At 48.8% G+C, this 12,811-nt stretch carries 10 protein-coding genes and 2 tRNA genes; 3 read left to right on the top strand and 9 right to left on the bottom strand.

The window, feature by feature from the left end; translation table 11 throughout:
- Positions 1-55: 55 nt before the first annotated feature.
- Both aspS and V2I46_14555 read left to right on the top strand, forming a co-directional pair.
- A complete protein-coding gene (gene aspS / locus V2I46_14560) occupies positions 56-1,798 on the top strand; it encodes an aspartate--tRNA ligase (protein ID MEE4178723.1) in 1,743 nt (580 codons plus the stop codon).
- Positions 1,799-1,997: 199 nt separating this feature from the next.
- On the top strand, positions 1,998-3,950 hold the full coding sequence (locus V2I46_14555) for an ATP-binding cassette domain-containing protein (protein MEE4178722.1): 1,953 nt from the start codon (positions 1,998-2,000) through the stop codon (positions 3,948-3,950).
- A gap of 3 nt (positions 3,951-3,953) precedes the next feature.
- On the opposite strand, the gene V2I46_14550 is transcribed toward V2I46_14555, so the two are convergent.
- The 9 genes from V2I46_14550 to V2I46_14510 form a co-directional block, all read right to left on the bottom strand.
- Positions 3,954-4,598 carry a response regulator transcription factor gene (locus V2I46_14550; protein ID MEE4178721.1) on the bottom strand — a complete coding sequence of 215 codons (645 nt, stop codon included), beginning with the start codon at positions 4,596-4,598 and terminating at the stop codon, positions 3,954-3,956.
- A 115-nt stretch (positions 4,599-4,713) separates the two neighbouring features.
- A complete protein-coding gene (locus V2I46_14545; protein ID MEE4178720.1) occupies positions 4,714-5,967 on the bottom strand; it encodes an ABC transporter permease in 1,254 nt (417 codons plus the stop codon).
- Positions 5,968-5,977: 10 nt separating this feature from the next.
- Positions 5,978-6,628 carry a uracil phosphoribosyltransferase gene (gene upp / locus V2I46_14540; protein MEE4178719.1) on the bottom strand — a complete coding sequence of 217 codons (651 nt, stop codon included), beginning with the start codon at positions 6,626-6,628 and terminating at the stop codon, positions 5,978-5,980.
- A gap of 18 nt (positions 6,629-6,646) precedes the next feature.
- Entirely contained in the window at positions 6,647-7,600 is a 954-nt protein-coding gene (locus tag V2I46_14535) for a hypothetical protein (protein ID MEE4178718.1), read from the bottom strand.
- Complete coding sequence (locus V2I46_14530) at positions 7,597-8,922, bottom strand: polysaccharide deacetylase family protein (GenBank protein ID MEE4178717.1); 1,326 nt, start codon at positions 8,920-8,922, stop codon at positions 7,597-7,599. Before V2I46_14530 ends, V2I46_14535 begins: the two co-directional genes overlap by 4 nt.
- 103 nt (positions 8,923-9,025) lie before the next feature.
- On the bottom strand, positions 9,026-9,712 hold the full coding sequence (gene radC, locus V2I46_14525; protein ID MEE4178716.1) for a DNA repair protein RadC: 687 nt from the start codon (positions 9,710-9,712) through the stop codon (positions 9,026-9,028).
- A gap of 195 nt (positions 9,713-9,907) precedes the next feature.
- Positions 9,908-9,982 (bottom strand) — tRNA-Glu (locus V2I46_14520).
- Positions 9,983-10,060: 78 nt separating this feature from the next.
- Entirely contained in the window at positions 10,061-10,315 is a 255-nt protein-coding gene (gene rpsT / locus V2I46_14515; GenBank protein MEE4178715.1) for a 30S ribosomal protein S20, read from the bottom strand.
- A 40-nt stretch (positions 10,316-10,355) separates the two neighbouring features.
- A tRNA-Glu gene (locus V2I46_14510) sits at positions 10,356-10,427 on the bottom strand.
- Between the two features lie 390 nt (positions 10,428-10,817).
- Here V2I46_14510 and V2I46_14505 point away from each other — a divergent pair.
- Entirely contained in the window at positions 10,818-12,560 is a 1,743-nt protein-coding gene (locus V2I46_14505) for a hypothetical protein (GenBank protein MEE4178714.1), read from the top strand.
- Positions 12,561-12,811 lie beyond the last annotated feature (251 nt).

Raw genomic sequence — 12,811 nt, 5'->3', positions numbered from 1 at the left:
TCAAAATTCCTTTTTCATTGATTACCTTTGCACCCTGAACGAAATATCTGATAAAATGCTAAGAACAAATACCTGCGGCGAACTTCGCCTGGAAGACGTTGGAAAAGAAGTGGTCCTAGCGGGCTGGCTGCAGCGCTCGCGCGACCTTGGCGGGATGACCTTCATTGACCTGCGCGACCGCTATGGCCTGACGCAGCTGGCCTTTAACATGGAAACCAATGGCGCATTGTGCGAACAGGCACGCGGACTGGGACGCGAGTACGTGCTGCAGGTCAAGGGCCGGGTTGCCGAGCGCAGCAATAAAAATCACAAAATGCCCACCGGCGACATTGAGATCATTGTATCGGAGATCATGGTGCTCAACCCGGCCCAAACCCCGCCCTTCACCATTGAAGAGAATACCGACGGGGGCGATGAGCTAAGGATGAAGTACCGCTACCTTGACATCCGCCGCAACAGCGTAAGGCGGAACCTTGAGCTGAGGCACAAAATGGCCGTGGAGACGCGCAATTACCTCAGCGACCAGGGCTTCCTGGAGGTGGAGACCCCTGTGCTGATCAAGTCAACGCCAGAGGGGGCGCGTGATTTTCTGGTGCCTTCGCGCATTCATGAAGGTCAGTTCTATGCCCTGCCACAGTCGCCCCAGACCTTCAAGCAATTGCTGATGGTGGCCGGCATCGACCGCTACTTCCAAATCGTGAAGTGCTTCCGCGATGAGGACCTGCGCGCTGACCGCCAGCCCGAGTTCACCCAGATCGACTGCGAGATGTCGTTCGTGACCCGCGACGATGTGCTGGATACCTTTGAAGGGCTTGGGAAGCATCTTTTCAAAAAAGTTAAGGGCATCGACAACATAAGCTTTGACCGCATCAGCTATGCCGATGCCATGAAATATTACGGCAGTGATAAGCCGGATACCCGCTTCGGGATGCGTTTTGTGGAACTGAATGACTTGGCCAAGAACAAGAGCTTCCAGGTCTTTGATGATGCAGAACTGGTCGTAGGGATCAACGCGGAAGGCTGTGCTGAATACACCCGCAAGCAACTGGATGAGCTCACCGTCTGGGTGCGCCGCCCACAGATTGGGGCCAAAGGATTGGTTTATGTTAGATACAATGCCGACGGCAGCTTTAAGTCATCGGTGGATAAGTTCTTTGATGCCACGCAGCTTGCTGGCTGGGCTGAGGCTTTTGCCGCCAAGCCCGGAGACCTGATGCTGATCCTTGCCGGCGAAACCAATGCCACGCAAAAGGCCCTGGGGGAGCTGCGCCTGGAGATGGGCAAAAGACTTGAGCTACGCGACCCCAATACATTTGCCTGCCTGTGGGTGGTCGACTTCCCCTTGCTGGAGTGGGATGAGGAAGCGCAGCGCTTCTTTGCCATGCACCACCCCTTTACCTCCCCCCTGCCAGAGGATATCGCCTTGCTGAGCACAGATCCCGGGAAGGTCCGTGCTAACGCCTATGATATGGTGATCAACGGCGTAGAGATCGGCGGGGGTTCCATCCGGATCTTCGACCGGACGCTGCAGGAAAAGATGTTTGAAGTGCTGGGCTTCACCCCCGAGGAAGCGCAGAACCAGTTTGGCTTCCTACTGGATGCCTTCCGCTATGGAGCGCCTCCCCACGGTGGCATCGCCTTTGGCTTCGACCGCTGGTGTGCCCTCTTTGGCGGCTCCGACTCCATCCGCGACTTCATCGCTTTCCCCAAGAACAACGCCGCCCGCGACGTGATGATCGACAGCCCCAGCCCAGTGGACGGGAAACAACTGGATGAGCTGCATTTGAGACTGAAGTGACTTTAGTGACTTAAGAGACTTATGAGAATTAGAGCAGTAGGCAGTAGGAAGTAAGCAGTAGAAAGTAAAAAGTAAAAAATAAAAAAAAGATTTGGTTCTTACCATTAAACCTTGAACCTTAAACCTTAAACCTTAAACCTTGAACCTTAAACCTTGAACCTTAAACCTTTAACTCCAAACCCCAAACCTCAAACCTTCCTTGATTTCTTTAAACAACATCTCCGTTCAATTCGCCGGCACGCCGCTGTTTGATGACATTTCGTTCATCATCAACCGGCGCGACAGGATTGGGCTGGTTGGCAGGAACGGGGCTGGTAAGACAACGCTGATGCGCATCATCAGCAGGCAGATGGAACCTACCACGGGTCAGTTGGCCAGCCCCTCGGGCAGCAGCGTCGGTTATCTCCCCCAGGAGATGCACTTTACCAGCCAGCAAACGGTAATCAATGAAGCCCTGAAGGCCTTTGCCGAGATCAAGGAACTGGAGCTAAGAATCCACAAGCTAACGGAAGAGATCTCCCACCGCACGGATTACCACAGCGAGGACTATCATATGCTCAGCCAGAAGTTGGCTGAGGCCACCGAACGTTATGACATTTTGGGAGGTGCCACCCAGCACGCCCGCGCAGAAAAGGTATTGCTTGGCTTGGGCTTTGAAAGGCGTGACCTGGAAAGGACCCTGACGGAGTTCAGTGGAGGCTGGCAAATGCGTGTGGAACTGGCCAAGATCCTTTTACAGACCCCCGAGCTGGTGATGCTTGACGAGCCTACCAATCATCTCGACATTGAATCCATCCAATGGCTTGAGAACTTCCTGATCGATTACCCCGGGGCAGTTATTGTCGTATCGCACGACAGGGCCTTCCTTGACAATGTAACCACCCGTACCATCGAGATCAGTATGGGCAAGGCTTACGACTATAAGGCCTGCTATTCTGACTACGAGATGCTTCGCGAGGAGCGTATGGCCCAGGAGATGGCCGCCTTCAGCAACCAGCAAAGGCAGATTGCCCAAATTGAGCATTTCATCACCCGCTTCAGGGCTAAGAATACCAAGGCCAGACAAGTACAGAGCAAGATCAAGATGCTCGAGAAGATGGAAAAGGTGGAGGTGGAAGAGCTGGACAAGAGCAGCATTCATTTCCGGTTTCCCGAGGCCCCGCCTTCGGGCAAGGTGGCCGTAGAAGCCATAGGGATCTCCAAAAGCTATGGCAGCAAGCAGGTGCTCAGCGACCTGAACTTCATGATTGCCCGGGGTGAGCGCATCGCTTTCGTGGGCCGTAACGGGGAAGGGAAAACCACCCTGTCGCGCATCCTCATTGGCGACCTGCAGCACGAGGGCATAGTAAAACTGGGGCATAACGTGAAGATCGGTTATTACGCCCAGAACCAGGCGGAATTCCTCGATCCAGAAAAAACCGTTTTCCAGACCCTGGACGATGTGGCAGCCGGAGAGGTGCGCAAGCAGACCCGCAACATTCTTGGGGGCTTCCTGTTCAGCGGAGAAGACATCGACAAAAAGGTGAAAGTATTATCGGGGGGAGAGAAGTCGCGCCTGGCCATAGCCCGCCTTTTGCTTGAGCCCGTCAACCTGCTGGTGCTAGATGAGCCCACCAACCACCTTGATATGCGCTCTAAAGATATCCTGAAGAGCGCTCTGCTTCAGTTCAACGGAACCATCATTGTGGTATCGCACGACCGCGACTTTCTGCAGGGGCTTACTGGTAAGGTTTTTGAATTTCGCAATAAAAAAATCAAGGAATTTATTGGCGATGTATATGACTTCATCGACCATCGCAACATTGAATCCCTCAGGCAACTGGAAGCAGGACGCAAGGCCGTGGCCGAAGAAAGGGAAACCGGTAACTCCGAAAGTCGTCAGAACTGGGAACAGAAGAAACAATACGAGCGCGAGTTGCGAAAATTGCAGCAGGGCATTGAAAAGGCCGAAAAAGAAATTGAAGCCTGCGAAAAAGAAATGGCTGAACTGGAAAAGATCATTGCCAACCCATCCCTAAATCCTGCCGTGATTGAAAGCGGTGAGGTTTTCAAAAAATACGAAACACAAAAAAACCGCCTTTCAAAAGCGGAAAAAGATTGGGAGCAGTTCCACCTGGAACTGGAATCCCTGGAAGGCAAAGAAAACAGCTAATAATCAGATCTTGACGATTTTATTCTTGATGGCAAATACAACAAGCTCGGCTGTGTTGCTGAGCTTTAGTTTTTTCATGATGTTGGCTTTGTGGGCTTCCACGGTACGAACGCTGATACAGAACAGCTCGGCCATATTCTGGTTTGTACTGCCCTGTGCAATGGCTCGCAGGATCTCCAGTTCCCGGTCGGTCAACTTAAACCCGCCATCCTTTTTATTTTTATCATTGAGAAAATTCTCAATAAGGATGTCCGAAACAAAGCCTTTGCTGTAATGTTCACCCCGCATCACAGTGCGGATGGCCTCGACCAACTGCCCGGGCTTAAAGTTCTTGGGAACATAAGCCATGGCTCCTGCCTCAAAACCCATCACAATCACTTCCTCGCTTACCGAGGAAGAATGCAACACAACCTTTGTATCGGGGTACTCACGGGTAAGCTTACGGGTCAATTCGATCCCGTTGATTCCTGGAATGGAAATATCAATAATAACGACATCGGGCTTAAGATCAACAATCTTCCTGTACCCCTCATCGCCATCTTTGGCCACCCCGATCAATTTCATATCAGGGATTTTTGAAAAAACTTGCCGGCACGCTAGAATAATCAAGTCATGGTCGTCAATAACCAGAACGTTAATTTTCTCCATATGTTCCCCTCTTAAAAATCCACGTCCTATAAACGCGGCCTCCTATACCGACAAATATAACAAAAAATATAATGAATTGCTAAAACTACTTAGAAGAAAATAAATTTTATAGGGGTTACTCGTACCTGAGGGATTCAATGGGGTCAAGTTTTGATGCCTTGGCTGCCGGATAATATCCGGCAATCAGGCCCACACCAATGCACAAAAGCACCCCTCCAATGACCCAAACCCAGGGTACAATAAAAGGATTACCCATCACAAGGGAAAGGATATTCCCGATCAAAACCCCCAGGAGGATCCCAAGGACTCCGCCGATCTGACAGATTACAATGGCTTCTGAAAGAAACTGTTGCTTGATGACTTTTCGCGTGGCTCCCAGGGCTTTACGAATGCCGATCTCCTGCGTTCTCTCCGTTACTGATACCAGCATGATGTTCATCAGGCCAATGGCCGCACCAATCAGGGTGATCATTCCAATGATGGAAGCCGCCAAAGTAACGTAACGCATATTCTCGATCAGTGCCTGTGCAATGTTATCGCTTCGCGCTACATCGAAGTTGTCATCTTCCCCAAGACGCACCCCTCGGATAACCCTGAAGAGGCCTGTGGCTTCCCCTATAGCGGACTCCATTTCAATCACGTTGGAAGCACTTACGGTAATTGTGTAATTCATTTGCGGACGACTAAAGTTTTTCCTTACCGTTACTAAGGGTAATACGCAACGCTGATCTTCAGAAAACCCCATGCCTGCACCTTTTCCTTTCATCACTCCGATCACCTGATAGCGGGTATTCCCAAAAGTCACAAAGGTTTGCAGCGGGTTCTCATTGTTGGGGAAGAGGGTTTTTACCACATCGGCGCCCAGGATTACCACATTCTCACCGAACTGCAACTCGCGGGGCGAGAAGTTCCTGCCATACTCAAGTTCATTCCCAGTCGCCACCAAATAATTTTCATCGCTTCCCACTACCGAAACATTCGGATTGGTCTCGCGCGAACGGTAACGCACGACTGTGGAACCAGTCCCAAATGTGGACACAGATACCAGTGCTGGAAAATCAAACCGGTCTTTGAAGGCCGTCGCCTCCTCAAATGTAATGCGCCGGTATTCCCTTGCCTGGCCACCGCCTCCACCTCCTACAACGACACGCATTTCACGGTTCCGGATGGAAAAACTATTGGCCCCCAGGCGTGCAAAATTCGATGATATGGAAGATTCTATGGAACTAATGGCTGTCAAAATCCCCACCAGGGCCATAATGCCAAAGGCAATGATCAGCACCGTTAAAGAGGTACGGAGCATATGGCTGCGTATGGAAAGCAGCGATATCTTAAAGTTTTCGGCAAGAACCGCCCAGTCAGGAAACATATACTACAATTTAAAGTTTACTACCAAAGGCCAGGTCGCCGGCGTCTCCAAGTCCGGGTACGATATAAGCCTTGGCTGTTAATTCGTCATCCACCTCCCCGAGCCAAAGGGTATAATCCTTTGAGGGCAGGTGTTTTTTAACATATTCTACCCCTTGCACGCTGGCCAGCACCGAAACAATGTGTGTGTGCTGAGGTTTTCCATGACGCAGCAATTCCTTATAAGTCAGAACCATTGAAGCCCCTGTAGCTAGCATAGGATCACTGAGGATCAAAATTTTACCATCCAGATTAGGACAGCTGGTATATTCGATCTGGATATCAAAGCGTCCGTTTTTGTGATGTTTGCGATAAGCTGAGATAAAGGCATTCTCTGCCTTATCGAAAAAGTTTAGAATACCCTGGTGCAGGGGCAGGCCAGCCCTGAGAATGGTAGCAATGACCGGTTGTTCCGACAGCACTTCGCATTGTGCCGCACCCAGCGAGGTAATTATTTCCCGGGGGCTCCATTTCAGCTCCTTGCTGATCTCATAGGCAAAAATCTCTCCCAGGCGCTCAAGGTTCCTGCGAAACCTTAAACTATCCTTTTGTATTTCAACATCCCGCGCTTCAGCAATAAAATGCTTCAGCAGCGAACTTTTTCTTCCAAGATAATGTACCATAACTCCTTGATGAAATTTCTAACGGCCTTTCCCCCCAGAGCGAAGCCGGCGATAAAACGACATGCCCTGTCTGAACAGACCAGGCATCCTGTTCATTTCAACCTGTAAAAATGCACATTCTTTTGAACCGAAGCCCTTATAAAATCTGGCCAGATCAGGATCGCTGGAACCCTCGAAATCAAGCACCAGGTTTTGCCCCGCTTGTTGTTTAATAAATTCATCGACTAACAGGAACATCGCCCCGTTTTCACGGGATGCCGGCGTGGCGCCCGAAAACAGAAAGACGGTTTTCTTGTGGCTGCGAAAAAACACGATCGCCCCGCAAAAATTATTTTGGGCTGTATATGCGCTCATCAGGGTGGCCATTCCCTTGTGCAAACCCACATAGATCAAATGCTTCAGTATATGATAATCGTGCTCCCGGTATGTGTTGAGTCCTTTACCCCGATTTTCCCTGAAGGCCTGAATGACTTCTTCAGGACGACCATGGGCCGTGATAAAAACACCTTGCTTCTGAGCTTTCCGGATGTTGCGCCGTGTATTGGAGGAATACCGCTCAGCAAGCTGCTCATACGATTCGATCAGGTCCAGATGGTGGGTGATTCCTTGTCGCCGTTTTATGGTGGAGCTTTCATCCAGCCTGTTAAAAGTATTCAAATTCAGATCGACGAAACGAAAACGGGGAGGTATGGCATCAAGAAATCGGGCAGTAACCTCAGGAGTAAGGCTGGAAGAACTGAAAACGCCAAGCTGCTGAACAAAAAACGGTTGATAAATAAAGCGAACCCCCAACCGCTTGCGGTTTGGCAAAGGCATTACGGTTTGATAATCATCCTCAACGAGGGCATCCCAGCCGGGTGCTGTCATGTCGAGATACCACGAATAGGCATAAAAGATACCGTTGATTGAACGGTCGATGCAGTCGTCCCACTTCTCAAAATCGATCTGCTGATGCGCAATATACCTGATCATGGCTTCAGGGGTTTTGGAGCAGCGATTTCCAGCAATTGCTCATAAACAAAGAGCCAGCCTTTCCAGCGCTGGCATTCGCATAGCGACTCATTGTGCCACAAGCTGATGAAGGTGCCATTCACTTCCCTGACAGTATTCACCAATTTTTTCAATTTTTCCAGGGCCTCCCGGGGCGAAAAGCCCAGGTAGTCTTTCAGGGTCCCGTCCATCACGGCAAAAGGAAATACCTTCAGAATCGTTTGTTCTTCCCTTACCAGGTCGTAAAAGAAAAAGGGGCTGGCAATGGATGCCCGGAAGCCGGGCTGTGATGCATATCCCATGGAAAAGTCGTGGTCGATATTGTTGCGGATCAGGTTGCGGTATGTTTCCGGCAAATCCATTTTTAGGTAATGCTGGCGGCTGAAGTGAATCTCACGATTGAGGATCTTGGATAATCCCGACACTTCTGCTGCAAGCCGGCTTGGGCTCTCATTGGATGCATAGGAAGGATGAATGCCTGTGTATGAATAATCACTGATCTTCTTCACCAGGTTTTGGAAAACGGTCGAAAAAACGGATATATTCTTGTCAAAGGGCCCGTAATCGCCACAAAGGAAAAAATAAAAAGCCTTAAGATTGAATTTCTGGTGCCACTCAAGCTGCATGTCAAACGTATCAAATGGGTCTTTCTTTTTCCCAAAAACCACATCCATTCTTTCTTTCAGGGCCTTGCCATCAAACTGAAATGCCGATCGGATTGCTGCACCCGTTCCACGAATAAAACCGCGCCCAAGGTAAGCATAGGCCACATCCACATCATAGGTGGGGAAAAAGGTGTATTCCTGTCCTGGGAAAATTAACCCGGGGAACTTTTTTTGCAAGGCATCTTTCAGCAACAGGGCATAATGATTTACCAAGGGGGTCTCCAGAAAGCCGTTACTAAAGGCAAAGCTTTTTTCAGCCATAAAACGGCCATGCTGATCCTTTTCTACAGGTAGGTATTCTTCATAGCGGCTAACGAGGTAAAAGGCAGCAGCCAACAAGTCAAAGCCCATTTGGCATTGGGTATCTTCCGAGGGGAAAAGGCAGGGCAGGCCATCTTTCCAAACCAGCGAAGGCAAAACAGGCTGTACACCCCTTTTCTCAAGAAATCCTGAAGAATGTATAAAAACTTCAGCATCCGACAGGGGTTTCGGGCTGTAATTTAACCTGGCGCCAGCATAGCCTTTAAAGATTTCGGCATGCGAGGTCAATTCCCATTCCACATCCAGCAGGGTCTCCAGCATCAGACCCAAAACATATTTCACACGATTGGTAACCTTAGGGCAATAAACCAGTATCATGCCTGTAAAATGTCAATAATCATATTGGCATAAAGGTAAAAGGAAAATTTTGTTTGCCGAAAAAATCTGCAAGCAGGCGAAGGCGGGTTTTCGGTCGATCCGCTTACAGCAAGCCCTCGTCGGCAAAGCTGAAATACTTCTCGTGCCCCACAATCAGGTGGTCGAGCACGGGAAGCTCCAGAAAAGCGCCCGCTTCCTTGCATTTACGGGTAATCTTAACATCGTTTTCGCTGGGGCGTAAGGCTCCGCTGGGGTGGTTATGACACAAAATTACCCCCGAAGCATTATCCTCTAAGGCCATCTTAAAGATTTTTTTTGGATCGGCAATGGTTCCTTCCACCCCACCTTCGCTGACACAAAGGGTTCGTTTCACCTTATTTGAGCGATTCAGGGTAATCACCCAGAATTCCTCGTAAGCAAGGTCGCCCACGATGGGCTGCATCAGTTCAAAAGCGTCCTGGCTCGAAGTAATGGTCTGACGTTGCAGGCTTTCGCTCTGGCGGCGGCGCCGTCCAAGCTCCAGGGCAGCAATGATGTTGATGGCCTTTGCTGGCCCGATTCCCCTGAAACGAAGCAACTCAGGGATCCCCAGTCGCGAAAGTTCAGAAAGGTTATTTGATACGCTGGCAAGGATACGTTTGGAGAGATCCACAGCCGATTCATTGGCCGAACCTGAGCCAATGAGGATAGCAAGCAACTCGGCATCCGACAGGGCTTTTTGCCCCTTCTCAAGAAGTTTTTCGCGCGGACGATCGTGTTCTGCCCAGTTCTTAATGCTATTCAGGCGCATTACCGGTTCTGTTGCTGGCACATTGGCATGTTCTACCATGGCAATTCATATCAGTGAGAAAAGATTTAAACTAAAGAAGAAAAACAGAGAACCAGAGAAAAAAACGAGAGGACGAAGGGTAAACAATCCTTGCGGATTCAAATATAAAAAGAATTGCAATAAAATAAAAAAACCCTCCGAAAGGAGGGTCTCATCTGGTAGCCCGTAGGGGATTCGAACCCCTGTTACAAGGATGAAAACCTTGCGTCCTAACCCCTAGACGAACGGGCCATTATTTTTGCGCAGCAAAGATAGAAAAATTTCCTTGTCGGCATATGCCTCTGGACAGTTTCCTAAATGTGCCGCCTCTTACTGCATTTTGTTCACGTGACGCATCAGGCTAGACTTCAGGTTGGAAGCCTTATTCTTATGAATCACATTACGCTTGGCCAGCTTGTCAACCAAAGAGATCACCCTGGGCAATTTTTCCAAGGCATCTTGTTTTTCAGTGGTGTTGCGAAGCCTTTTCACGGCATTGCGGGTAGTTTTTGCGTAATAGCGATTCCTGAGCCTTTTGGCGTTGTTCGAACGGATTCTTTTCTGTGCTGATTTATGGTTAGCCATAATAACCTGAATTTCAAATTTTTTAATCACTGCTCTTAAGTAGCCCGTAGGGGATTCGAACCCCTGTTACAAGGATGAAAACCTTGCGTCCTAACCCCTAGACGAACGGGCCGGGTTTTCCCGAAAAAGGAGTGCAAATGTAAAACAAATTTGCAATACTGCAAAACCCTTTTTGCTTTTTTGAGAATAATTTTTCTTAATCCTTCTAAAAAACCGGAATCCTCTTCTTTGAAGAAACAACTCCAACCCCTTTGGCAAGGCATTATTTCGACCTTCATAACAATGAATTGACTATAATTTTTTTTCTTTACGTGTATTAAAAAAACAGATCAGGATGAAAATAAAGATATTTAGGCGAATAAATTAACAAATCACATATGATTCAGGACTTAAACAAAATCTTTAAACCCTGTGTATAATACCATTTTTTTATATATTTGTAATGTGAAAAGAGCGTTTGTGAAACCAAAAAACTGATTAACCAAATACTAAAGAGAAACCTATGAAACGCATCAACTTTAAGATTTTAGCTTTAATGTTGCTTACAGCAACCATTTTCAGTGGCTGTGCAATCAGCAAAATGGTTAAAAATTATGACGAGCAGGTGAACTACACTACCTCTACCAACCCGCTTGAGAACCATGGAGGGAAAGTAGCAGCCAATGTCGAAGGAACCATCAGTGAAGGTTATTTTGCCCGCAAGGCGATCATGGAAGTAACCCCTGTGCTGATACACGAAGGCGGCGAGCTTGAATTGCCCACCGTAACCCTTCGTGGAACCAAAACCACCTCCCCTGGTACTATGGTTGACCAGGACAGTTCCACCAGTTTCGACATGAACAACGTCATGGACTTCCAGCCCGAAATGCTGGCTTCCGAGTTGGTTCTCCGGGCACGGATTTACAAGGAAGGCCGCGAAGACCGCGCCATTGCCCTTCCTGAAGAGAAGATTGCCGATGGTACCATTAACACCGCTTCACGCATTGACAAGGGTGAATTTATGGTAGCCTATATGGCCGACAAGTATGAAAAAGAAACCATCGTTACGGAAAAGGCAAGTATATATTTTGACTACATGCGCCACAACTTTAACCCGCGCCTTGACCTTAACCGAAATGAAGAAAACCAAGCAAAAATTACTGCCCTCACCGATTTTATCAAACGTGGCTGGCAGTTCAAATCCATTGAAGTAAACGCCTGGGCTTCTCCCGAAGGTGAAGTAGCCTTTAACGAAGAACTGGCTTCCAATCGTGCAGAAACCGGTGATGAGTACCTGGCCGACCTCTTTGAAACCATTGAAGAGGAAACCGAAACTGAAATAGAACGGGTTGATTTTGCCGTCAATGCAAAAGGCGAAGACTTCGACGGTTTCATGGCTGCCCTCAACGCCAGCGACCTCCCCGACAAGCAAGCCATTGCCAACGTTATTAACGCACAGGTTGCACCCGCTGAAAGGGAAAGAAGGATTAAGGACATGACCCTGATCTATGCCGAAATTGAAAAATTGCTGGCTCCCCTGCGTCGTGCCGAATTCGTTGTCAGCCTTTATGAGCCAAAGAAAACAGACGCTGAAATGGCCATGCTGGCCACCAGCAATCCTTCTGAGCTGACCCTCGAAGAACTGTTGTATGCCGCTACCCTTACCGATGACCTCAACACCAAACTGGCCATTTACAAAGCTGGTCAGCCGCTGTTCCCCCGTTGCGCACGTTTGTTTAATAACGCCGCTGCAGTAAATATCGAACTCGGCAACATTGAAGCCGCCGCTGCCGACCTCGAAAAAGCCAATCAACTCGTTCCCGGTAACGCTTACATCCAGAACAACCTTGGTGTAGTTGCTGCTTACCAGGACGACTACGACAATGCGGTCAGGCTTTTCAACACCGCCAACAGCCGCGACGTTAACACCACCGCTAACGTGGGTATCATCAACATCATCCAGGGTGACTACCAGGCTGCATCGACTGCCTTGGCAACCAACACCTGCACCTACAACCTGGCTATGTCGCAACTGATTTCCGGCAACCAGCAAGCTGCCCTCAACACCCTGAACTGCACCCCCGAAAGCGCACAGGTATTTTACCTGAAAGCCATCATCGGTGCACGCCGCAACGATACCAACCTGCTGTACGATAACCTCAGGAAAGCCATTGCTGCCGAACCCGGTTACAAGGCTATTGCCCAAAAAGACCGCGAATTTATCCGCTTTTTTGAGCAGGCTGAATTCCAGGAAATCGTGAACTAGGATTTCTCATTCCTTAATATCTTAAGGCTGCCCCTTATCATTGGGGCAGCCTTCTTTTTTTGTCCGCCGGGATTTCTTTCACTTATTAAAAGGAAGCCAGGAACCCTCCGGATTTTTTATTGGCCCAATATAATGAACTCATAATATTAGGGCCAATGAACCTCGGACCATACTATAGGTTTAGTCGGGTTTTAGTCGTTTTAAAACGACTAAAACCCGACTAAACCTATAGTATGGTCCGAGGTTCATTG

Origin of the sequence: Bacteroides sp. (genome assembly GCA_036351255.1) — a bacterium.
Classification (GTDB): domain Bacteria; phylum Bacteroidota; class Bacteroidia; order Bacteroidales; family UBA7960; genus UBA7960.
The sequence above is the reverse complement of the archived record's forward strand: the minus strand, read 5'-3'. Positions and strand labels throughout refer to the sequence as shown.